Raw genomic sequence first — 23,706 nt, forward strand, 5'->3', positions numbered from 1 at the left:
TTGGAACGGTTTAACCCGGTCAGGTACGGCAGATGAATAAACGGGTACAAGTCATTATTCAAATTGCGGCCAGCATCGCATGTTTGTTTTTAGGCGGCTTGGTCGTCGCCGGTGATATTGTCCTTGTTAATGCCGTCGAAGCCAAGGAGTTCAGCACCGCCGCTGGATTGCTGAACTCCGATGTCGATGTTAATGCCGCCCAGCCCGACGGCATGACCGCACTGCACTGGGCAGCGCATCATGATGAAATTCAGTTGGCTCGCCTGCTAGTCGAGCGAGGAGCACGAGTCGAGGTACAGAATCGCTACGGCATAACGCCACTGTGGTTGGCATGTCAGAACGGCAGCGAAGAACTGGTTGGAGTGCTGCTGGCAGCGGGAGCGGATGCAAATACTGCTTTATCTAATGGCGAAACCGTGTTGATGACTGCTGCTCGTACCGGTCGAGTGGCACCTGTGAAGGCACTCATCGCGGCAGGTGCCAACGTCAACGCGCAAGATCACAATAAACAGACGGCTCTCATGTGGGCCTCGGCCGAGGGAAATGTCGAAGTCGTTGACGTGCTGATCGAATCGAAGGCGGACATCAAGGCTACGCTGCGATCGGGCTTTACACCGTTGTTTTTCGCAGTTCGCGAAGGTCACGCGGCAGTTGTACAAAGACTGCTCAAGGCGGGCTGGGATGTGAACTCGGTGATGCACACTCAATCAGGAGTGAGGTTTGGCCGCGGGCGATTAAGCCTGACGCCGCTCATCTTGGCTGTCGAAAATGGTCACTTCGAACTGGGCAAGTTGTTGATCAGCTCGGGCGCAGATCCCAATGCTCAACCTTCGGGCTACACCGCTTTACATGCGCTCACCTGGGTTCGAAAGCCTATTCGCGGTGACGGCGATCCACCGCCTCGTGGTTCCGGCAGCTTAAGTAGTTTAGACATGGTTCGCATGCTGGCAGCCTCTGGTGCTGATCTGGACGCGCGCATGCAGAACGGCAAGTCGGAACTTGGTCGCTTCTCTTACACTGGCTCCACACCGCTGCTACTGGCAGCCCAAGCATCGGATTTGACTTTGGTGAAGCTGCTCGTAGAGCTGGGCGCGGACCCAACCATCGCCAACTCCGATGGTACCAGCCCGCTGTTAGCGGCCAGTGGAGTAGGAGCCCTCGGCGATGGCGACGAATCGGCCGGCACAGAAGATGAGACCATTGCGACGGTAGAATACTTGTTGACATTAGGCGCCGACATTAACGCGGTCGACTACAACGGTGAAACTGCCATGCACGGGGCCGCCTATCAAAGCCTGCCAAAATTGGCTGAGGTATTAAACAGCCGCGGAGCCGAAATTGGCATCTGGAATCGCGAGAACCGCGCCGGTTGGACGCCCTTGTTCATTGCGGCTGGATATCGTCCAGGAAACTTTCGGCCATCACCCGATACGATTGCAGTGCTAGAAGGCATCATGCAACAAGCCGGAGTATCAGCGCCCGATACTTCAGTGCGTGGAGAACTCTTGCGCAGCTGGTCGACCAGCCGCAATGAAGATAAGCCATGGGTAATCAAAGATGTCGAATACGCACAGGTTGGAGATCTGCGACTACTGCTGGATCTGCATTTTCCTGACACATTAGCTGGATCGCCCTTGGTCGTCTGGGTTCACGGCGGTGCCTGGCGCAGTGGGTCCAAGGATGACATGCCTCTGGATCTACTGGTCAAAGCCGGATACAGCGTGGCCAGCGTCAACTATCGGTTATCCACTGAGGCACGATTCCCCGCGCAGGTACATGACATCAAAGCGGCGATACGGTTTCTTCGTCAGCTTGCGCCGCGTTACGGTTTTCGCAGCGATCGAATCGCCGTCGCCGGCGCGTCAGCAGGCGGTCACTTAGCCGCCCTGGTTGGCACGACCAACAAGCACCAGGAGTTGGAGGGCGAGGTTGGAGCATGTCTGAATACATCTTCCGAAGTTCACGCGATCATCGCTCTATACGGCCCAACGAATTTGATGTCGATTCTTGACCAATCGACACCGCATGGGCTCAGCGTTCGCAAACCAGCGCTCGATCTCCTGTTGGGCTCGCAGCCAGAGAATGTCCCTAACCTGGCCAAGCTAGCCAGTCCCGTCGAGCACGTTGACGCCACCGACCCACCGCTGTTGTTGATCCATGGCGATCAAGACCCACAAGTTCCAATCAACCAAGCGCACGAGCTAATGGGCAAGTACCAGACATTGAACCTTCCCGTCCAATTCGAAGTCATCCATGGCGGTGCGCATGGCGGCGAGGTCTTTTATGATCAGCAACGTCATGACTTGATGCTGAAGTTCTTGGACGCACATCTAGGAGCGAATGAACCGCACAGTTCTCGCTAACAAAGCAACGTAGCGGAAGCCGTCAAGGCTTTCGATCCTTCAGGACCCGTAGCGGAAGCCGTCAAGGCTTTCGAACCGCAGCCAAGAATCGCTCATCAGAAATCGCTCACTCAAAGCGTTCCAAGGTCAACGTATCGGTTGTTTTCAGCCCTCCATAGGCCTCTTGCAATTGTCTGGGTGTGGCGTGAACGATTACGAGTATTGAGCCTTGGCTTACACGCTCTTGGTAGCTATGGGCGAGTGCTTCGTCCATATTCAATTTTCGATCTTCACCAAAAAGCGTGCCGACCGCTGCACCTGCCGCGCCGGCGACAATTGGTCCAATCAAGAAGAACGGCATGACCATGGTTCCAATGGCCAGTGGCGCGGCTGCGCCGGCTGCAATGGCAGCGCCGGCAGCACCACTTTCACCGGGCCCGGGCTTTCGTAGTTGCTCGCGACGAGATTTTTCCAACTCCACCAGCTCTGGATCGTTCTTAGTTACAAGCGAGACTCGGTCCTCTCCGAACCCTCTCATTTGCAACACCTTCAACCCAATCTCCGCCTTCGCATAATTGGCGTACTCCGCCACCACTACTTCATAGGGCTTGGGCATAATAATTCCTCTACTTGCGAGTCACCTGATGCGAACCCGAGGTAACGCCGTGCAAGTTCGGTGCCCAACATAAGACTTCGGCGACGGAATATTCGTAGCCGATCTCGCCAGAGATTGGATCTCTTCGTAGCCGATCTCGCCAGAGATTGGATGATCTAACGTTAACGCTTCCAAAGTCTGGCGACTTCGGCTACAGGGCTTCCAAAGTCTGGCGACTTCGGCTACGGGGTTTGTTTAATACAGTAAATCCTCGCTGAGGTACGAATCAGCAGGCGGTCTTCAACGATGGCTGGCGTTGCCATGCCCATATCATCTTCTGCCAGCTCATTGGTATACAGGAGTTCGAATTGATCGCTGTTTTTTAGTACGTAGGTTACGCCGTCTTCATTCAGACAGAAGATTTTGCCAGCGGCAGACCATGGTGAGGCGGTGAAGGCTCGTCCGTTGGGCAAGCGCTGCTGGGCAAATAGCTCGTCGCCTGTTAGTGCGTTGTAACATGCGAGCAGGCCGCGGTCGTAGAGTACAAACAAACGTTCCCCTAAGACGAGGGTACTAGGGTTATAGGGACCTGCCTGCGGTAGTGACCAGGCGATGAACTCGTTCGACTGGGCATCATCTTGTAGTGTGATATCTCCGCTTGCCCCGGGTTTGATGGCGTAGATCGGCCGAGCTTTATCACCCACATATCCTGACGTTACATACAGCAACCCATTGGCCGCGTAGGGTGTAGCAATGGTGATGCTCGACATGCCACGCAGCGACCATAGCAGCTGACCGTCGAGGTCGTACGCGCGTACAGCGCCGCTGCCAGGCGTCACAATCTCTGTTCTAATATCGTTTTGCCAAACAAACGGAGTCGCCCAATTACTCTTTTCGTCTCGCGACGTCCGCCAGAGTTCTTTGCCAGACTGGGCATCGAGCGCCAGTAGATACGACGCCTGGTCGTTATCATGACAGTAGTACAACTTGCCATCATGCAAGACCGGCGAAGCGGCATTTCCCCAGCCGTAACGCGTCGGTAGTGGTTCGAGCTTGTGTTGCCAAAGCTCATTGCCATCGAAGTCAAAACAGAAAATGCCGATACTGCCGAAGCAACAGTAGACGCGTTCACCATCGGTCACAGGTGTTTCGGAAGCGAAACTGCTTTTGATGTGGATGGCGGATTGTGGCTTGCCTTCGTGAACTTGACGTTCCCAGCGTACTTCACCGGTTTGAAGATCGAGGCACAAGACCTTCCATTGATGAATGGAGTCAGGCGGAGCGGGTCGATTGCCACCGAAGTACAGCCCCTTCTTGGCTTCTTCGGACGTTCCAGCATTCGTCACCGTCGTTAAAAACACATGATCGTTCCACACAACTGGCGACGACCAACCGCGTCCCGGAATATCCCGCTTCCAAGCCACGTTCTCGGTAGCTGACCAGCGGTCGGGCGTACGACTTGTTTCCGCCACACCACGCGCGCCCGGCCCTCGGAACTGCGACCACTGCGATTGCGCAGCGGCCCGCTGGGTCATAAAGCAGAGTACGAAAACCAAGAGGCCCACAATAAACGACGATTTCATCAGTTGCTCCAAAGTGTTTTGAGTTCATCCTCGTTAACGAGTGTCTCCTTTCGCTCCGCGAAAGGCAAGTCCCGCTTAGAACAAATGACAATACCTGCACTGGCTATAATATCAGCTCGGGTCCGCTTATCACCTTGTGAACAACAGCTACGCACAGCAGGCTGATGCTTCAAACAACAAGCGAGTTATCATGAAGTCCAATCTCCTCGTCTTGCTAGGATTTTTCGCAGCTTGTTTGTCCGTTACTGTCAAAGGCGAGACATATCAGCTGGCACCTGCGCCCACGCCTGCGGATAATCCGCTGAAAGGGTTGGTTCCGTATGCCAGTGCAAATGTCGAACGGTTTCCTCACAGCCTCGAGTTCGACTACTTGAAGCTCAGCGATCTCATGGTGGGACACGATACATTCAATTGGCAACCGCTAGAGTCGCGCCTCGATCTAATCGCTTCGCGCGGTTGCCAGGCCGTTTTTCGAATCTGGGTCGAATACCCCAATCAACCTTCGGGAGTGCCCAAGTTCCTGATAGAGGATGGAGTCAGAATCACCACCTGGACCAACGCGCAAGAGAAACCTCCTTCGCAGAATATCACTCCCGATTATGAAGATGAACGGCTGGTACTCGCTCTGGAGCGCTTTATCGCAGAGTTCGGAAGACGATACGACGGCGATAAACGACTTGGATTTCTGACGGCCGGTTTACTGGGTGCTTGGGGCGAATGGCACAGTTGGCCTCGCAGCGAGCTGTTCGCTTCCAAAGCGACGCAGAATCGGGTGCTTGCGGCCTATGCCAAAGCCTTCACCAAGACACCCGTCTTACTACGCTATCCAGCCGGCCAGAACAATGCCAACTATGCCGCCAACGATCAACTGCCTTTTGGTTATCACGATGACTCGTTCGCCTGGGGTACGCTTAAAACTGTGAACCCAGATGATTCGTGGTTCTACATGAGTTTGTTGACCAACGCCGGTGACGTTGCACTCGATAAATGGAAGACACATCCCATCGGTGGCGAAATTCGGCCCGAGATCTGGGGACAGATTTTCGATGCCCATCCCAAGCATAAGCAGGCCCAGGACTTCGCAGAATGTGTGCGCCAGACGCACGCTTCGTGGCTGATGGATTCTGGCATGTTCAACAAACAGTCAACTGCCGAGCGAATCCAACGCGCCACCGTCCACGTCCAGCGCATGGGCTACGACTTTCATGTCCGTTCAGCTCGAATAGACCGTGCGAACGCGACACAAATCGAATTGGAGTTGGCAGTACTCAACCAAGGAGTCGCTCCTTTCTATTACGACTGGCCTTTGGAAGTGGCTGCACTGTCTGCCAAGGGCACCGTCTTAAAAACGTTCCCAGTAGATTGGAAGCTGACCTCCATCCAGCCAGCCACCGCACCCCATACCTGGCAAACATCGCTAGCAGAGAAGGACATTCCCGAGCAGTCTCAAAAGCTGGCCTTGAGGGCCATTCATCCTTTGCCCAATGGCAAGCCTCTGAAGTTCGCCAATGCCAGCCAAGACGCCGACGTCGCGGGCTGGCTGACTTTAGGAGCCCTGCCGAATAAATCGCCTTCGAAGAAGTAGCCTGCTGTAGCCGATCTCGCCAGAGATTGGATGAACTACCCGTTACGCATCCAAAGTCTGGCGACTTCGGCCACACGGCCGGAGATTGGATGAACGACCATTTCGCTTCCAAAGTCTGGCGACTTCGGCTACGGGTGAGGCTTCCAAAGTCTGGCGACTTCGGCTACGGGTGAGAATTCACTTCTACGTTTCCAAATTTTTGAAACTTCGGATAGGCTATACAGGTGTTGCCAACACAGGTGTTAGACGCAAGTACGACCAGGAACGGGATTGATGGAAAATATACGTAACTTCTGCATAATCGCTCATATCGACCACGGCAAGTCGACGCTGGCAGACCGGTTGATCCAAGCTTGCGGAGGTGTTTCTCAGCGGGAATTTCACGATCAAATTCTCGATTCGATGGAAATCGAGCGCGAACGCGGTATCACGATCAAAAGCAACTCCATCACGCTGACATATCGCGCGGCCAACGGTCGGGATTACTTGTTGAACCTGATCGACACCCCTGGGCATGTCGATTTTTCGCACGAAGTGCGGCGATCCTTGATGGCTTGCGATGGGGCTTTGATCGTCGTCGATGCCTCGCAAGGCGTGGAAGCTCAGACCGTGGCCAATCTGTTCCTGGCGTTGGAATACGACCTGAAATTGTTGCCGGTCATCAACAAGATCGACCTGCCCGCGGCTGACGTCGAGCGCGTACGCGAAGAAATCGACTCGGATTTGGGCTTGGACCCGTTTGCAGCGATTCCTGTTTCGGCTAAGACCGGCGTCGGCATTGATCAAGTGCTCGAGGGAATCGTCAATTACTTGCCGTGCCCCAAGGGCCAGCCCGACGCTCCTCTGAAAGCCCTAGTGTTCGACGCCCACTTCGATACGTATCGCGGAGTTATCCTGCAAGTGCGGGTTATCGAAGGCACGCTCAAGCCTGGCGAAAAAATCCACTTCATGCACTCCGGCCGAGATTACAAGATCGATGAGCTTGGCTACAACCAACTGCGTTTAATTCCGCAGGCCAAACTCAGCGTCGGCGAAGTTGGTTACATTGTTGCGGGCGTTAAGAGCGTCAAGGACATCGAGATCGGCGATACGATCACGCACGAAGAGCGGCGAGCAGCAGAGCCGATACCTGGTTACAAGCAAGCCAAACAAGTCGTCTTCTCGTCGATCTATCCGATGAGCACCGACGAGTACCAGGATCTGACCAAGGCGCTCGAAAAGCTGGCCATTAACGATGCCGCCTTGACGTTCGAAAAGGATAGTTCGGCGGCTCTGGGCTTCGGCTTTCGCTGCGGCTTCTTAGGCTTGCTGCACTTGGACGTCATTCAAGAGCGTTTGCAGCGCGAGTTCGATTTGGGTCTGGTCATCTCGGCTCCTTCTGTGAAGTATAAAGTACAACTCAAAGATGGCCGCAGTGTCGATGTCGACAATCCGACTTATTGGCCCGACCCATCGACGATCGAATCGACGACCGAACCATTCATACGAGCCGCGATCCTGATACCAGAAACGTATGTCGGCCCAGTGATGGAACTCTGCCGTGAGCATCGTTCCGAGAGTCAAACGATGAGTTATCTATCGGCCGGACGCGTGGAAGTAAAAAGCGAAATGCCGCTGGGTGAGGTGCTGTTCGACTTCTACGGCAAGCTCAAGATGATCACGCGTGGCTACGGCTCGTTTGATTATGAACCAATCGAATATCGCAAAACCGACATTGTCAAAGTCGACATCCTGGTTAACAAGGAACCGGTCGATGCGCTATCGTACTTGGTGCACCGCGAAAAGTCGCGTGCACGCGCCTTGCATTACTGCGAACAACTGGCTGAAGCGATTCCCCGCCACCAATTTAAGATCCCCATTCAAGGCGCCATAGGCGGTGACATCATCGCGCGTGCGACCATCCAACCCTTTCGCAAAGACGTTACTGCGAAATTGTATGGGGGCGACGTAACGCGAAAGAATAAACTGCTCGAAAAGCAAAAGAAGGGGAAGGCCAAGATGAAACAATTCGGCAGCGTCAACATTCCCCAGAAAGCTTTCATCTCCGTGCTGCGTTCGGAGAAGGAGTAACTCGTAACTAAGCCGAAGGCGTAAGCCTCGGTTGCACCAACTACCAACGTTCGCCAACCCATCGACATCAGCAGGCGGAGCCTGCAAGGCAGTGGGTTACCAGGCAGAGCCTGGTAACCAGGTCGCTACTCGGTCGGTATGCTAAAGAAGTAGATCTTCGACTTGCCGAAATTGTCGTTGCTTGGTTCTATGGCGTCCGTAAACGTGCCAAAGACCGCGCCGCTGGTCGCAATTTCACGGCAAGTGCCAATGGCATATGGACTGATAACGTCGGGGCTCACCGCCCAGTCTTGCCAACTGTTGCCTTGATCGTCGCTGCGCAAGCAAGCCAATCTAGGTCGATGGGCATCTCTGACGACACAGAATATTGGCGCATTTGAATTATGCGCCTGTGAAGCCAAACCACCATCCAGTCCCTGGAGACTAAGGGTTGCACCACCGAATCGGGGTGCTATACGCAAATCCTCTTGACCACTAACTGTGTCCATCCGCACGTAGTTGTATCGACGCGGCTTGGATTGGGTTTCGTAGATCGCATGTAACTTGCCAAAACGAGGTAGTGCGTTGGCCAGCCAGGTGGTGACTTCGAACTCGCTCTTCAGAGAAATCAGATCCGCTGGCCCACCATCATCGGCCGCAAACGGAATCGTCAACGGTTCACCGTCGAGCGTTTCCCACCGGTCACCACCATCTTTCGAGCGCGCGACGTGAATATCGTAGTACAGATACTTTCCATGCGCAACCGTTGTCCAGCAAAAGTACAGATCATCTCGTTCATCGAAATGCAACGCAGGATACTGAAGTATCGCCCGGTCACCCGCCACTAGCAGTTTTACCGGCGACAACAACTGACCTGCTGTGTCGAGACGATGCAACACACCATCCAAAGTGATAAAGCAAAGCTGTTCTCGCGATCGATCCAGCGCCATAGCAAACTTGCCACTGTATTGCATCAGCGGCAATGGCACATTGGGTATGTTAGCATAAGCGATCCAATGAGGAGTAAGATCGCATGAGCAAGGGTAAGAAGAAACGTCGCAGTCCGAATGAGAAGCTGCGGATCGTGATGAAAGGCATTGAATCGGGCGTGGAAGTATCGACGGTATGTCGCCAAGAAGGCATAAGCCCGACGCAGTACTACGCGTGGAAGAAGCAGCTATTGTCGAGCGCAGAGTCGGTGTTCAGTCAGGCGACGGCCGAGGGTCGAGCTAACAGTCGTGAGGCCGAGTTGGAAGCGGAGCTAGCGCGCATGAAAGGCGTGGTGGCTGAGATCACAGCCGAGAACCTGGAGTTAAAAAAAACTCTTTAGGGCTTGAGGATCACGGACAGCTTCCAGCGGAGTTGCAGCAGCAAGTCATCCTTGAAGTGGAACAGGCCAAGACTCGTAGTGGTATGCCTGTGAAGACCTCATTGAAGATTCTTGGAGTGGCTTACAGAAGCTACTACCGCTGGAAGAAAGAAGAGGCTTGGAACGCCATCAAGGCGGAACCCATCAAGCCTGTTCAAGTCTATGAGGCATTGCCCGAAGAGAAGCAGGCCGTCAAAAGTTATGCGTTGGAGCATGCCGAAATTCGGCACCGAGAACTAGCTTGGCGGATGCTGGACGAGGATGTGGCGAGCTTAAGTCCATCGACGGTGTATCGCATTTTACTCGAAGAAAGCCTGATAAAACGACACAGAGGTCGCCCGAAGCGTTATCGACAGGAGCATGAGAAAGCTAGTCGGCCCGATCAGATATGGGCGACGGATCTTATGTACTTGAAGATTGGCCAGGAGCAATACTTCATAGTCGCTTTTATCGATGAGTACTCGCGTTACTTGGTTCATCACGAGGTGACCAAGAGCATGGATGCAATAACGCTCAGCACAGCCGCTCAGACGGCCCTGCAAACGCTGCCAATGGACGCAGAAGATCGAGTGACCATTCAACCGATCATTCGCAGCGACAATGGCAGTGGCTACGTATCGCGAGAGTTCGGCGAACTGCTAGAGCATCACGGCCTGGTGCACCATCGCATTCGCCCGCATTGTCCAGAAGAGAACGGCGTCATGGAGCGAGCCAATCGAACTATTCGAGAAAAACTCGACGAGCATGAAGTCACTAGCCGAAAAGAGGCAGAAGAGGCTCTCAAAGCAATCATCAGCAATTACAACAACGAACGCTTGCACAGCAGCTTGGGATTTAAGACGCCAGCAACTTATTACCGCGGCAACCCAGATGCACTCGATCAAGCTCGTAGACAAAAGCTGAGAGAAGCCAGGCATCGACGCAAGGAAGAGAACCTCAAATTGAGGCAACGAAACTTTCCATTTTCAGCAACCGAAGATGTCGCTTAGCCGACGCCCAAACCTGTGCCACTTGCCGCTGAAACAAATCAGCCACCAGCTACGCCTGGGAGCTGAAGAGTGCGGGCAGTTTTGTAGTCATCGGTCGGTGAATAGCAATCTATCGCAGAGTTGTTCTGCTTCCAATCAACGCGACATACATACACATTGTCGCTAGCGTCTGTCTCGATGACTGGCGGGTTGGTGGCGGCGACTCCCTCTGCCACAACTGAAAAATTGTGTCCGCCATCGGTACTGCGGACTAGCCTCCAAGTCTGAGCTGTATAATCTTCGTTTCGAGACTTGACGTAGGCCGCAAAGACACCCTGGCGATTGAATACGACGTGCTGCGTATTGCTCTGAAAGGTCGCCGAGTGAATAACTGCGTCATCGATACATGTAATCTGAATCTCACGTAGTGCGGGTTCGTCTGCACGACAAACTTGCCACGACATACAGGTAAACGGTAGTGTGATGATCCACCAAATTATAAGCGCCGGCCACCAGCGACGATCAATCATCGTAAATTCCCGTCAGGATAGAGAATCTCAGTTATTTGCTCTGCAGCCGAAACATTGTTGCACCCGTCGGCGAGGACAGCCAGACTGTAGGCCATAAAAAAATATGGTGGTAAGCGCGCCCACTCCATGGGCTTTATGTGCCTAGAAGAATAGGAGGTTTTACCAATGATACACTTACTGATATTGGGACTGCTGAGCGTGTTAGCTATCGGTCAGAACCTGTTCTATTGGAACAATCTGCCTGAGAAAGTAGCTATCCACTTCGATGTCAACGGCCAACCCGATAGCTGGCTGGACAAGGGCAATGCCACTGGGCTGATGCTGTTGCTGCAAGTAGGATTGCCCTGGCTGATGATAGGCATCGCCTATGGTATCCGATATTTGCCGGCTTCGGCAATCAATATTCCCAATCGTGAGTACTGGTTGCAACCGGACCGTCGCGCTGCGACACTCAGCTATGTTGGTGGGCTGCTTGCAATCGTGGCCGTCGCTGAGTCGCTTTTGATTGCGGCCTTGAACCACCTGTCGTTTGAAGCCAATCGACACGCGCAGCCCCTGAACACACTTGGCTTTTCAATCGCTTTGGGACTGTTCTTGGTTACGGTGACAGGCGTGGTGGTGGCTTCCTACCGCCGCTTTGGCACCCAACGAATGGTAACCCAATAACTCTCCTTTCGCTCCGCGAATGGCAGATCCTTTTGCGGAGCAAAAGGAGACAATGATCTCGTTATAGGAAACATCGCGTATACGGCTCGTGGATCAAGTTGGTGGGCAATCGCCTTGTGCATCGCCGCGAGCGTCTGGAGTGCCATGGCCGGCTTTGTTTCGGCCCAGCGCATCAGCTTGGATCGGCCAGGGGATCGCGAGTTCGTTCGCGACCTGGGCTGTTCGAACACATGGCGGTCGTGCTCGGTGATCAAGAAGTCCTGAATAAGTTGGGTCAAAATTCCCTCGATCAGCTTTGTCAGCAGCTGACGCAAGGCCTCCGCCAAGGCGACTCAACCGAAGCGCTGTGCAGCGTAATCGCCGAAGCCGGCAGACAACTTTCGGCGTTATTTCCACGAGACGCAGGGGACCTCAACGAACTCGAAGATGTGCTCGTGCTGATCGATTGAGCGAGTGCCACTTGGTTGTCAATCAAGAACTCTCGATCCCTGATTTTTCAAGAAACAACTCAACCATGAAACAACTTCGAATCGATTGGAGTGAACTGGAGACGGCGTTTGAAGGGCCAGTCGGCGAAAGTGAATCCGGGGATGAAACGAGCTATTACTTTGACAAAGAGACGGGACTGACCGCTCTCGAACTAAGAACGCCAGCGATCAGTCTGGCTATATTTCACCTGCTGCGCCGGGACTGTGTGGGTGATCGCACCAGTAGTGGCGGAATCCGCTATGGTGAATCTACGAGTTCTGCTGATTTCATCACTTGGCCAGATACATAACAATCAGCGGACAACTTAATCTTCATTGAATGGAACCGATGGCCAACGTGAGTTCATTTCAACAAGATTCGGACTCGCGTAAGACATCGATATTGACGATCAATGGCGGATCTTCAAGTATCAAATTTGCCATCTTTGAATCCACCGATTCGCTCAGGCGGACCTTGAGCGGTAAGCTCGACCGAATCGGCTCGCCGCATGCCGCGTTGAAATTCACTGGTGTTGGCCAACACGATGAAGGTCGTCGCCCCATTAACGTGGCGGACTACTCAGCAGCCGTAGCAATCTTGATCCGATGGCTGGATGAGCGAGTTAAGCTGCAATCGCTGGTTGCTGTTGGGCATCGAGTGGTGCATGGTATGCAGCATACCAAATCGCAACGCATAACCCAGGATCTGCTGGTCGATCTTCGTGGAATAACGCCTTGTGATCCACAACATTTGCCGGGTGAGCTAGCGCTTATCGACGCGTTTGCTTCCCATGCACCGAACCTTCCCCAGTTTGCATGCTTCGATACCGACTTTCACACGACGATGCCGCGCGTCGCCAAACTACTCGCGATTCCGCGGCGATTCGATCGCCAAGGCATTCAGCGATATGGGTTTCATGGCTTGTCGTATGCTTATCTGGTGCAGGAGCTGCTACACATTGGCGACCCAGCCGCCAACCATGGCTCTGTGATTCTAGCGCACCTTGGCAATGGCGCGAGCCTTTGTGCTCTGCGTGATGGAAAGAGCATCGAAACGACTATGGGTTTTACGCCAGCGGCCGGTCTGCCGATGGGCACTCGATCTGGCGATCTGGATCCAGGCCTGTTCGGATATCTGGCGCGCACCGAGCAGATGACGGTGTCCCAGTTCGATCAGATGGTCAACCATGAATCTGGCTTATTGGGAGTTTCTGAATTGAGTTCAGACATGCGTGATCTCACGGATAAAGAACGCGATGACGTGCGTGCTGCAGAAGCAGTGAACCTGTTTTGTTATCAAGCCAAGAAAGGGATCGGAGCGCTGGTTGCAACGCTCGGAGGTCTGCAAACGCTGGTTTTTGCCGGAGGAATCGGCGAAAACGCGCCGACGGTGAGGTGGCGAATCTGTGATGGATTGAACTGTCTCGGCCTGCAACTAGATCCGACGCGCAACGCTCAGAACGCACCGGTCATCTCGTCCGCCGACAGTTCTGTAACTGTGAGAGCGATGAGTACGGACGAGGAACAAATGATCGCTCGCGCGGTGAGTCAATTGCTGGGGAAGAACTGTGCTTAAAGCAAATACAGTGGACGCAGCCAAAACTAGATCCGTTTCGCAACGACTGATCAGTCTTTGGCAGGGCCGCACGTTGTGGATCTCAATCTTGACGGCGATAGCTATCGCGTTGCATTTAGTGCTGCGTATTGGCCTTCAGCTTGCGCCCGTCTGGAATCAGATTCCGCTGTGGGCCACGCTGGTGCTGGGTGGCATGCCGATGCTGGCCGACCTTTGGTTAAAAGTCTGGAAACGGGAATTCGGGTCGGACTTGCTGGGTGGTATCGCAATCATAACGTCCGTGCTCCTGGGCGAGCTTCTGGCTGGTTCATTTGTGGTGCTAATGCTCTCCGGTGGTGCCGCTCTGGAGAGTTATGCTCTTCGAAGTGCGTCTTCCGTTCTAGCCGCGCTGGCCAAACGTATGCCGTCGATCGCGCATCGGAGAAGCAATTTGGAAATCACCGATGTAGCCTTAAATCAAGTCGCTATTGGAGACACGCTTGTCATTTACCCATATGAGCTCTGTCCAGTGGACGGCGTGGTGACCGAAGGGCACGGCATGATGGATGAGTCCTATTTGACAGGTGAACCATTTCAGATAACCAAGACAGTAGGCTCTCTAGTGATCTCCGGTGCCATCAATGGAGAATCGGTACTCACCATTCGCGCTGCGCAACTTGCGGCCGACTCACGTTACGCCAAGATAATGGAAGTGATGCGAGAATCGGAAAGCCAACGTCCTCAAATCCAACGTCTCGGCGACTGGCTGGGTGCCATCTATACCCCCATAGCTCTGGCCGTGGCTGCGGCGGCCTGGTTGCTAAGCGGTGAGGCCATCCGCTTCTTGGCCGTCTTGGTTATTGCCACACCATGCCCGCTGCTATTAGCGATTCCCATTGCCATCATCGGATCGATATCCCTGTGTGCCCGTCGAGCCATCATCGTTAAGAGCCCCGTCGTACTAGAGCAGATCACTCGGTGCCGAACCGCCATCTTCGACAAAACCGGTACGCTAACCTACGGTAAACCCAAACTCACCGAGCTACTTAACGCGAGCGGCTTCGATGAGCGTGAGACTTTAGGACTTATTGCCAGCCTTGAACGCTATTCCAAGCATCCTTTGGCCGCCGCCATTATCCAGGCAGCCAACGAGGCCAAGATCTCGCTGCTGCAAGCCACTGGCGTCGCAGAAGTTCCGGGTGAAGGCCTACGCGGGACCGTATCTGGTCACAGTCTGCTGGTTACTAGTCGCAACAAGGCGCTAGCGATGCAAGTCCGTGGGCTGGACATGCTTCCGCCCCTGACAGGCGGACTGGAATGTATCGTCGTGGTGGACGATTCTCTGGCAGCTACAATTCGGTTTCGTGATGCCCCGCGAGCTGAAAGCCATTCCTTCATCCAACATCTGGGGCCGAAGCACCAGTTCCAACGCGTGATGATCGTTTCAGGTGATCGATCATCTGAAGTTGAATACCTGGCTCAGCAAGTTGGGATCAGCGAGATCTACGCCCAGCAGAGTCCTGAAGAAAAGCTAGCCATTGTCAGGCAGGCAACAGCCCAGTCCAAGAGCTTATATGTAGGCGACGGAATCAATGACGCACCGGCCATGTTAGCCGCTACGGTCGGCATGGCGATCGGTCAAAACAGCGATGTTACCGCCGCAGCTGCAGGCGTAGTAATTATGGATAACTCGCTGTTTAAAGTCGACGAGTTTATGCACATCAGTCGCCGGATGCGCACGATTGCATTGCAAAGCGCGGTAGGCGGAATGGCACTCAGTGTGATTGGTATGGGCTTCGCAGCTGCTGGTCTTCTAAGTCCAGTGATGGGCTCGATCGCACAAGAGGTGATCGATGTCGCAGCGGTTCTCAATGCCTTGCGAGCCTCATTTCCGCCCAAGGTTATTCACGATCTCTAGCGGTATCCGCCAGCCTGCTTTAGTGGATAGCTCAATGTGCTCGTCCGGCTCGGCCCCTGAAACTAAGTGCTGGTGACCTACCAATGCGACTGATCTCAGTTGAATTTCGTCGCCAACTGCCCAGAATCTCAAAACGAAACACCTGTCAACGATGAACACTACGAAGACACATTCGCACAAACTGACCAAGAGTATCTTGCAAAAGACCGACGCCTACTGGCGCGCCGCCAATTATCTCTCTGTCGGACAAATTTACTTGCTCGATAATCCATTGCTGCGAGAACCATTAGACAAATCGCATATCAAACCCATCCTGTTAGGACATTGGGGCACGACCCCGGGACAGAATTTCATCTACGTCCACCTGAACCGCGTCATCAAGTCATTCGACTTGAACATGTTGTACATCTCTGGTCCCGGGCATGGTGGGCCGGCAATCGTCGCCAATGTGTATCTGGAAGGCACCTATAGTGAATACTACCCTGCCATAACGCAGGACGAAGCGGGATTGAAATTGCTATTCAAGCAGTTCTCGTTTCCTGGTGGTATCCCCAGTCATGTATCACCAGAATGTCCCGGGTCGATACATGAGGGTGGCGAATTGGGATATTCGCTTAGCCATGCGTTCGGCGCGGTCTTTGACAATCCTGATTTGATCGCAGCCTGCGTGATCGGCGATGGTGAAGCCGAAACCGGACCATTGGCCGCCTCTTGGCATTCCAACAAATTTCTAAACCCCATCACCGATGGAGCCGTTCTGCCCATACTGCATTTGAATGGATACAAGATTGCCAGCCCATCCATCTTTGCTCGCATCCCGCGTAGTGAGCTCAAGCAGTTCCTCAAGGGCTGTGGTTGGAAGCCCTACTTTGTCGAAGGTAAGTCCCACGCAGCGATGCATAAACGCATGGCTCAAGCACTGGATCGAGCGATCAACGATATTCAGCGCATACAAGAACACGCACGCGATCACGACGACTCGCGTCCTCGATGGCCCATGATCGTGCTCAATTCACCGAAGGGCTGGACAGGACCGAAAATTGTCGATGGACTACCAATCGAAGGTACCTTCCGAGCCCACCAAGTACCTCTGCAGATAGATGCCGGGCATCCGGGCCATTTCGAACAACTTAATAATTGGCTGCAGAGCTATCGGCCCGAGGAGCTGTTTGATGAGCAGGGCAAATTAAATGCGGACCTGGCGGAGCTGGCACCCGAGGGCGAGCGTCGGATGGGAGCCAATCCGCACACCAATGGCGGACTACTTCTGAAAGACTTAGTCATGCCCGACTTTCGGAAGTACGCCGTTAGCGTACCGGCACCAGGCGCGGTGGAGGCAGCAGATACTCATGTCCTAGGTGAGTTCTTCCGAGACATCGCCAAACTGAACCACGATCAACGCAACTTCCGCATCTTTGGGCCAGACGAAACTCTGTCTAATCGACTGAACGCCGTCTTTGAAACTACCAATCGTCAGTGGGAAGCCCGCACGCAAGACAACGACGAGTTTCTTGCCAGCGAAGGCCAGGTCCTAGAAACGCTTAGCGAGCATCAGTGCCAGGGCTGGCTCGAGGGCTACTTGTTGACTGGACGACATGGAGTCTTCAACAGCTACGAAGCGTTCATCCACATCATCGACTCCATGTTCAATCAACATGCCAAATGGCTGAAGGTAACTGCCGGTATTCCATGGCGCAAGAAAATTGCCTCGCTGAACTATCTGCTCGCCTCGCATGTTTGGCAGCAAGCACACAATGGATTCACGCATCAAGACCCAGGATTTATCGACCACGTCGTCAATAAAAAGGCGTCGATTGTCCGCGTGTATCTGCCACCGGATACAAATTGTTTGTTGTCAGTCTGGGATCATTGTTTGCGCAGTCGACACTATGTCAACGTCGTGATTGCCGGCAAGTACAAATCACCGCAGTGGCTGTCCATGGACGAAGCGGTCAAACACTGTTCAGCCGGCATTGGCAAGTGGGAGTGGGCCAGCAATGATGGCGATGCAGCCCCCGACGTCGTCATGGCTTGCTGCGGCGACGTACCGACACTGGAGACACTGGCCGCAGTCTCAATTCTGCGCGAACACCTTCCTCAACTGAAAATCCGAGTCGTTAACGTTGTGGATCTCATGAAACTGCAGTCGGCGTCGGAACATCCTCACGGATTAAGCAACGTTGACTTTGATGCCTTGTTCACCACTGACAAGCCGATCATCTTTGCCTTCCACGGATATCCATCACTGGTGCATCAACTCACCTACCGAAGAACCAATCACGGCAATCTGCATGTCCGTGGGTACAAGGAGGAAGGCACAATCACCACCACGTTTGATATGACCGTGCTTAATGACTTGGATCGATTCCACTTGGTAATTGATGTCCTGGATCGCCTGCCTCAAACCACAGAAGCTGGCAGCGCTCTGAAACAGAAGTTGTTGCGCAAACTGGCCGAGCACACGCAGTACATTCGCGACGAAGGCCAAGACATGCCTGAGATTCGTCACTGGAAATGGCCCCTTCACACTCGATGAACTAAGGTGTGGTTGGTCTGTCGCCTTGGTTCAATATCTGCTCAAGCCCACAGCAACGTTGTCCATTTGCTTTACCGCATCTGAACAACGATCGCCTCAGTACACACAGAGAAACTGAGGCGATTAAGCGTCCAGCGAGCTTGGCAGCCAAGGGGCTACGATTTCACCACCTTCGTTTTCCCAGCGCTCCAGTGCACCCTGCTTAGTTGATTCCGCCGGATGCCTGTCTCGCCACGACGGTTGGAAAAGCGAGTTCTGAGGCGTCGAATTCCATAACAAGAGCGATCGAGGTTTTCGCACGCCTCTATCCAAACTAAGGATGCTCACAGAAGCCGTATCTAGCAAGAAGCACTCTGCATGTCCGACAGCCAGTCCCAGCCAACGCGCTGCGAGTACGCGCCCGAGGTGGCTGTGGGCAAACACCGCCACGTTGCCATCCAGAAGGCAAAAACTGGCCACCAGTCGATCGGCCCGCGCTGCCATGTCTGCCGGCATTTCTCCGTTGGGACAACCGTCGCGGAAGAGATTCCAATTGGGTCTCATGGCCAAAACTTCAGCATGGGTCTTACCTGCATAGTCACCATTGTCCCATTCCGTCAGGTCATGGTCGATCACCGCGTCTTTCCCCAGGCCAGCCAAATCGCAAGTTCTTTGCGCGCGCAGCAGTGGGCTGCAAAACACTTGAGTAAATTCAATTGTTCGCAGGCGTTTACCCAAGTGTCGAGCTTGTGCGTCCCCAGGTTTGGTCAACGGGATATCGACCTGGCCAGAGTAATGGCCCGACTTCGACCATTCCGTTTCACCATGTCGCATAAGGTATAAACGAACGCTCATGGAATACTCCGACTAAAAAGCGGCCAGGGCCGGTTCTACATGAACTGTAGTGGACACATTTGCTGACTGCAGAACGCCTTTGGCGCGCTCTATTTCGTCGGCTGAACCATGAACAACGAGTGACAGTTTGCCGTTCTTGATTTCTGTTTCGTACTGCAGCACGCTGTTATTGGGTATCCCCACGCTAGCCAGAGCGGCCCTTAGCGCACTTACGCCGCCGACTACAACTGCACTTTCGAGAACTCCTATGATTGAGGCGACCATTGGTCCAGCAACTGGGTGTTTGATTCTGAATTGGTCATCATGATCCTCTTTAAAAGCGTTCGAAACTTGAATGCCAGGTAATCAATTCACATTGTTAGTCAGGATTGCAATCAGGAACATCAAGCCAAACAGGAAAACGGGATGGCGGAAATGGCCATACGCACGTCGACGCGTCCGACTTCGGACTAAGGACGGGCAAGATCCATTGGCGGAGCCAAAAAAGACGATGGCACGTGAAAGGGCATCGCTGGTCGAAGTCGCCATTCACAGGATGGCTTGTCTCTCGATTGATGAAAGACCTCAAGCTGCCTTTAGTGGCAGGTGTGATAGGTTCCTAGAGACCATCGCACTGTACGGTTCGAAAGCCTTGACGGCTTCCGCTACCGTTTCGCCCCGTGTCAACGTAGAAGTTCCGCGACAGTCCAATTCGCGATTAGCGCACTCTTCGTGTCAGGGCGAATTAAGCCCTGAACGAGGCCTAAGAAGTGCTGATCAGGTATGCTTCTCAGGTCCGACATGAATTTCCAGGCTCCTCGGAGTACTAAACAAACTATACTCTGCCAAATTCTATCACCGTAGCCAATCCCGCTGCCACATCCGTCCGGAGCCAACCCCGGTCGCTTGTTGCATGCTCCTACTCTAGCCCTGGTCAGCGCCGATGAATCTTCCGAACGATGAATCAATCGTGCTTTCAAAACTCTTCGACACCAGCCGTGAGAATGCGGAACGCATTTGGCATGAATTCTTTCCAAGACTCATCGGACTGGCCCGAGCTAAATTGGGTAGCTTGCCCAAGCGAGTCTATGATGAAGAAGACGTGGCTCTCAGTGCTATGAAGAGCTACTTCCGCGCACGAGAACAAGGGCGTCTAGCCCACGTTGATGGTCGAGATGAACTCTGGCGATTGCTGGCCCGCATAACGACACGCAAAGTCATCGCGGTGTATCGCCAACGAGCGGCTCCATCGAAACCCGATGGAAAAGTTGCAGGTGAATCCGCATTTCAGAACGAGAATCAAAGTTCGGGCCAGATGGGCATAGCCGGAGTCGCCGACCACCACCTGCTGCCCGAATGTTCAGAACAGATCATGTCAACCTGCGAAGACCTGTTACGACGGTTGCCTGACGACAAACACCGCCGCACGGCGGTTATGCGTATGGAAGGTTATAGCAATCAGGAAATTTCTGATGAGTTGCAGTGTTCAGTAGCCCGTACCAAACAACGGCTCCAAAGAATTCGCGAAATCTGGGGCCAGCTGGAAGAGCCCTGAGTCAATCACGCGCTCTGCTTGGACATCTTCTCCAATAGTGTGGACCTATAGGTACGCTGCAGCCTTGACTGCCAGCGGTCAGAGGGTACCACTTTCGAAAACACCGAGCTGCCGAGGTTCGCAAAGAACAGTAGCCCGGCAGTGCCAACTTCTGCGAAAAAATTTCTTCGGGTCGACCAGACTTTACGTGACATTAACTGTAGAGCGTCGCGTCAACATGCTGCCCGTCTGCAAGCCATCTTCGTTAACGCTCAGTCACGCGTGCGTAAGGTATCGTATGCCCCCCAAAGTTGATGGGCTGACGGTTCGTCAGCGGCAAGTTTTGGCGCAGATGCTGCGCGGACATAGCGAAAGCGAAATCAGCCAGTCCCTGGGCGTGGCACTGGGGACAGTTCACAAATACGTGCATGACGTCTATCGGCACTTTGGCACTACCACTCGCGCTCAACTGATGGCATTGTGGATCGACGCGCCTCCGAGTGGCCGGTTTGAGTGGGAGCCCGTCGCGCAGGATGCTCCTGGACACTAAGCACACGCGCGCACTCACCAGACTTTTCCCAGCCAGCAAAATTTTTGAAGAATACTTCGGGAAATGACTATCCCTGGCGACCCCGATTTTCCATTTACCTGAATGTCGGGCCGTCCATTCGACTGCCCAGTGCGTTCAGACCAAAGAAGAACAGGGGAGTCAAGTCATGACCAGCCGCATTCAAAAGCCAACGAAGACCAACAACATTCGCCAGTCAAGACGCCTGCTGGCTGAATCGCTAGAGAATCGCCAGTTGATGGCGGTCGATACGATCATCTATGGAGACGGCTTGCTGATCTTGCGATCCAACAATGCTCCCACGCATGTCGAGCTCTCACAGGTCGGTTCGATGGTGCGAATTGCCGAAGGGCCAATCGTGCGCGAAATTCCGGCTCCCGGGCTGTCCCGAGTCCAGTTCGTAGGTGGCAGAAGCAACGACTACTTTCGTGCGTTCATTCCAACGCTTCAGGAAGTCATCGCCTACGGTAACGAGGGCGACGATGTTCTTCATGGCTCGGGCCTGCGTGACACGATCTTCGGCGGCGATGGCCAAGATAAACTTTACGGGTGGGGAGGAAACGATACGCTTCACGGTGGTAATGGAGACGATTGGCTAGAGGGAAACGGAGGCAATGACTATATCTATGGCGACAACGGGAATGATACTTTAAAAGGTGGAGTCGCGAACGATAAGTTGGTTGGTGGCTTGGGTAACGACAAGCTCTATGGCGGTGGTGGTGACGATTGGCTCAACGGTCAAGACGGTGCGGACTACCTCTACGGTGAAATCGGCGCCGATGTCTTGGTGGGTGGATATGGTACTGATCGTCTCTACGGAGGCGAGGGCAATGATCACCTGGATGGCCAATACGATCCTGACTTTCTGTATGGCGAAGCGGGCAATGATGTTCTTGTCAGCCTCGACGCGGCTTACAGCGATGATCTCAACGGCGGCACAGGTGCCGACACGCTGTGGACCGATTACATAAGCACTTCGCGCCGCGATGACGTCGCCGGGCTTGAATCTGTGGATCGTCTGCATCGAGTTAGCAGCTTTGCCAATGGAGCCGATCGCACGATTAACAGCGACCGCATTGCCGATCCAGCGGTCCCTGTCAATCGAATCAGCTACCAGCGGATTGACGGCAGTCCCCTCTTCAGTGCTGCCGGTCCACTGGCTGCGGACGTCGACCAGGCAACTTTGGGTGATTGCTCGCTGCTGTCGACACTAGCATCGATCGCGCTGCGTTCACCTCGCGAGATCATCGAACGCATGGTTGATTTTCGCGATGGAACCTACGGTGTGCTGATTGGTAGCGATTACATCCGCGTGGATAATGACTTGCCCGTGTTTCGCGGTACCGAATTACTAGCCTATGCCCAGCTGGGCGTCAGTGATTCGATCTGGGTGGCGATCTTTGAAAAAGCCTACGCCATCGCCAATAACGGCCTGAACTCCTATGCGGGAATTGCAAACCTGTCACTGACAGAGGTGCTCAATGACTTGAAATTTGCCGGAGTAGGTGAGCAATGGGTTAGCTCGTTTGGAAACAACGCCACCAGGCTCGCCAATCGGGTTGATGCCCTACTGCGCGCCGGAAATCATGTGATGATCGGAACGCTAGACGTCTTTTCCGGCGACACACGAACCAGGCCAATCGCCAGTCCTCTCGTGCGCAACCATGCTTACACGGTGACGCGCGTGCTCAAAAACTCAAACGGAGCTATTACCGGCATCGAACTCCGCAATCCCTGGGCCCACGACGGAGGTGATCAGTTTGATGGAAACAGCCAAGACGGCCTGGTCATATTGACACCTGCCCAACTACTGCAATTTACCGCGACAATTGCTTACGGGCGATTGTAAGGAGTACGAACACGCCGGGTTGGTCTTCAGTCTCATGGGTCAATTCAATTGCATCGGCTGAGTATTCTGCGTTGGTATGAAAGCGGCGAGCGCCACTGGGTCGACCTCGCCGCATCTTACGACAGGTGGCATACGCCAGCCGTTTACTGCTACTTAATTGCTCTCAATCCAAACCAAAGATCCCAAGTGGATACTACAGTTGTTTCTATCCGAAAGACGCAGACGCAGCACCGGAAATGATGTCGAACTCTGCGACCCCTTTGGTCGAAATCATTTGTTGGCTTGCATTCTCTTCCAGATCTTCTTGCCGCAAGCTTGGTCGAGTTTGACTAGCTGGTGTCGGCGCGTGTCAAACGTTGCCAGCTTGCCGCTGGCGCGCCCGGCGTAAACAAAGGGCAAGCACACCGTGATCACCTTGAACGGCTCGCCGGCTTCGCGAGGCAAGTATCGTAAACGGACCAGTTCATCTTTGGCGGCCGCAAAGTCGCTGCACCAGAGATAAGATGGCAGTTCAATTACTTCTGATGTCAACGTGATGAAATCGCCAGGTTCTATGTCCTCACCGGCAATGCGAGTAACAACCGTGGTTTGATACGTTCCTTGAGCTGTGGATTCCATGAGTTCACCTTCTAAATCATGAGTATTCTTTCGTTAGTAAGACAGGTCGATGCGGCGATCCACTACTGGATGCCGCAAGTAATACTCATCTTGGATCGAAGGTAAGCACGCATGATTTTAACTCCCGAGCGCGTTTGGTCAGATGAAGCCTCCGCTACGGG

At 53.7% G+C, this 23,706-nt stretch carries 21 protein-coding genes; 14 read left to right on the plus strand and 7 right to left on the minus strand.

The window, feature by feature from the left end:
• Window positions 1–32: 32 nt before the first annotated feature.
• Window positions 33–2,363: an ankyrin repeat domain-containing protein gene (locus tag SH573x_RS16190; protein ID WP_479348636.1), complete on the plus strand. Its 2,331-nt coding sequence runs from the start codon at window positions 33–35 to the stop codon at window positions 2,361–2,363.
• 106 nt (window positions 2,364–2,469) lie between these two features.
• Here the strand turns inward: SH573x_RS16190 and SH573x_RS16195 are convergent, their stop codons facing one another.
• Both SH573x_RS16195 and SH573x_RS16200 read right to left on the minus strand, forming a co-directional pair.
• Complete coding sequence (locus SH573x_RS16195) at window positions 2,470–2,958, minus strand: hypothetical protein (RefSeq protein ID WP_479348637.1); 489 nt, start codon at window positions 2,956–2,958, stop codon at window positions 2,470–2,472.
• 221 nt (window positions 2,959–3,179) lie between these two features.
• Window positions 3,180–4,520, minus strand: a complete 1,341-nt coding sequence (locus SH573x_RS16200) for an outer membrane protein assembly factor BamB family protein (RefSeq protein ID WP_479348638.1) — start codon at window positions 4,518–4,520, stop codon at window positions 3,180–3,182.
• Between the two features lie 190 nt (window positions 4,521–4,710).
• On the opposite strand from SH573x_RS16200, the gene SH573x_RS16205 reads away from it, so the two are divergent.
• On the plus strand, window positions 4,711–6,105 hold the full coding sequence (locus SH573x_RS16205; RefSeq protein ID WP_479348640.1) for a DUF4832 domain-containing protein: 1,395 nt from the start codon (window positions 4,711–4,713) through the stop codon (window positions 6,103–6,105).
• Between the two features lie 273 nt (window positions 6,106–6,378).
• Complete coding sequence (gene lepA / locus SH573x_RS16210) at window positions 6,379–8,175, plus strand: translation elongation factor 4 (RefSeq protein WP_479348642.1); 1,797 nt, start codon at window positions 6,379–6,381, stop codon at window positions 8,173–8,175.
• Between the two features lie 125 nt (window positions 8,176–8,300).
• On the opposite strand, the gene SH573x_RS16215 is transcribed toward lepA, so the two are convergent.
• Window positions 8,301–9,143: a hypothetical protein gene (locus tag SH573x_RS16215; RefSeq protein WP_479348643.1), complete on the minus strand. Its 843-nt coding sequence runs from the start codon at window positions 9,141–9,143 to the stop codon at window positions 8,301–8,303.
• Between the two features lie 44 nt (window positions 9,144–9,187).
• Here SH573x_RS16215 and SH573x_RS16220 point away from each other — a divergent pair, with 44 nt between their 5' ends.
• Both SH573x_RS16220 and SH573x_RS16225 read left to right on the plus strand, forming a co-directional pair.
• Window positions 9,188–9,484 carry a transposase gene (locus tag SH573x_RS16220; protein ID WP_479348644.1) on the plus strand — a complete coding sequence of 99 codons (297 nt, stop codon included), beginning with the start codon at window positions 9,188–9,190 and terminating at the stop codon, window positions 9,482–9,484.
• Window positions 9,485–9,540: 56 nt separating this feature from the next.
• Window positions 9,541–10,512, plus strand: a complete 972-nt coding sequence (locus SH573x_RS16225; RefSeq protein ID WP_479348645.1) for an IS3 family transposase — start codon at window positions 9,541–9,543, stop codon at window positions 10,510–10,512.
• A 38-nt stretch (window positions 10,513–10,550) separates the two neighbouring features.
• Here the strand turns inward: SH573x_RS16225 and SH573x_RS16230 are convergent, their stop codons facing one another.
• Window positions 10,551–11,021, minus strand: a complete 471-nt coding sequence (locus SH573x_RS16230; protein WP_479348646.1) for a hypothetical protein — start codon at window positions 11,019–11,021, stop codon at window positions 10,551–10,553.
• A gap of 165 nt (window positions 11,022–11,186) precedes the next feature.
• Between SH573x_RS16230 and SH573x_RS16235 the strand changes: the two genes are divergently transcribed.
• From SH573x_RS16235 to SH573x_RS16260, 6 genes are all read left to right on the plus strand, one after another.
• Complete coding sequence (locus tag SH573x_RS16235) at window positions 11,187–11,687, plus strand: DUF1648 domain-containing protein (protein ID WP_479348647.1); 501 nt, start codon at window positions 11,187–11,189, stop codon at window positions 11,685–11,687.
• A 101-nt stretch (window positions 11,688–11,788) separates the two neighbouring features.
• Window positions 11,789–12,136 carry a hypothetical protein gene (locus SH573x_RS16240; protein WP_479348648.1) on the plus strand — a complete coding sequence of 116 codons (348 nt, stop codon included), beginning with the start codon at window positions 11,789–11,791 and terminating at the stop codon, window positions 12,134–12,136.
• Between the two features lie 65 nt (window positions 12,137–12,201).
• The gene (locus SH573x_RS16245; RefSeq protein WP_479348649.1) at window positions 12,202–12,465 is read left to right on the plus strand and encodes a hypothetical protein; all 264 of its coding nucleotides are present in this window, start codon (window positions 12,202–12,204) and stop codon (window positions 12,463–12,465) included.
• A 38-nt stretch (window positions 12,466–12,503) separates the two neighbouring features.
• A complete protein-coding gene (locus SH573x_RS16250; protein ID WP_479348650.1) occupies window positions 12,504–13,730 on the plus strand; it encodes an acetate/propionate family kinase in 1,227 nt (408 codons plus the stop codon).
• Window positions 13,723–15,627, plus strand: a complete 1,905-nt coding sequence (locus SH573x_RS16255) for a heavy metal translocating P-type ATPase (protein ID WP_479348651.1) — start codon at window positions 13,723–13,725, stop codon at window positions 15,625–15,627. Before SH573x_RS16250 ends, SH573x_RS16255 begins: the two co-directional genes overlap by 8 nt.
• A 151-nt stretch (window positions 15,628–15,778) precedes the next feature.
• On the plus strand, window positions 15,779–18,163 hold the full coding sequence (locus SH573x_RS16260; protein WP_479348652.1) for a phosphoketolase family protein: 2,385 nt from the start codon (window positions 15,779–15,781) through the stop codon (window positions 18,161–18,163).
• Between the two features lie 123 nt (window positions 18,164–18,286).
• Here the strand turns inward: SH573x_RS16260 and SH573x_RS16265 are convergent, their stop codons facing one another.
• Together SH573x_RS16265 and SH573x_RS16270 are read right to left on the minus strand one after the other, a co-directional pair.
• Window positions 18,287–18,997 carry a histidine phosphatase family protein gene (locus SH573x_RS16265; protein WP_479348653.1) on the minus strand — a complete coding sequence of 237 codons (711 nt, stop codon included), beginning with the start codon at window positions 18,995–18,997 and terminating at the stop codon, window positions 18,287–18,289.
• 12 nt (window positions 18,998–19,009) lie between these two features.
• The gene (locus SH573x_RS16270; protein WP_479348655.1) at window positions 19,010–19,261 is read right to left on the minus strand and encodes a hypothetical protein; all 252 of its coding nucleotides are present in this window, start codon (window positions 19,259–19,261) and stop codon (window positions 19,010–19,012) included.
• A 658-nt stretch (window positions 19,262–19,919) separates the two neighbouring features.
• Between SH573x_RS16270 and SH573x_RS16275 the strand changes: the two genes are divergently transcribed.
• The 3 genes from SH573x_RS16275 to SH573x_RS16285 all read left to right on the plus strand — a co-directional run bounded on the left by SH573x_RS16275 (window position 19,920) and on the right by SH573x_RS16285 (window position 22,927).
• Window positions 19,920–20,531: an ECF-type sigma factor gene (locus SH573x_RS16275; protein ID WP_479348657.1), complete on the plus strand. Its 612-nt coding sequence runs from the start codon at window positions 19,920–19,922 to the stop codon at window positions 20,529–20,531.
• A 187-nt stretch (window positions 20,532–20,718) separates the two neighbouring features.
• On the plus strand, window positions 20,719–21,060 hold the full coding sequence (locus SH573x_RS16280; protein WP_479348658.1) for a helix-turn-helix domain-containing protein: 342 nt from the start codon (window positions 20,719–20,721) through the stop codon (window positions 21,058–21,060).
• Window positions 21,061–21,226: 166 nt separating this feature from the next.
• On the plus strand, window positions 21,227–22,927 hold the full coding sequence (locus SH573x_RS16285) for a C2 family cysteine protease (protein WP_479348660.1): 1,701 nt from the start codon (window positions 21,227–21,229) through the stop codon (window positions 22,925–22,927).
• A gap of 270 nt (window positions 22,928–23,197) precedes the next feature.
• Here the strand turns inward: SH573x_RS16285 and SH573x_RS16290 are convergent, their stop codons facing one another.
• On the minus strand, window positions 23,198–23,545 hold the full coding sequence (locus tag SH573x_RS16290) for a hypothetical protein (RefSeq protein ID WP_479348662.1): 348 nt from the start codon (window positions 23,543–23,545) through the stop codon (window positions 23,198–23,200).
• Window positions 23,546–23,706 lie beyond the last annotated feature (161 nt).

The sequence above is a fragment of the Rania fehmarnensis genome, assembly GCF_056494185.1.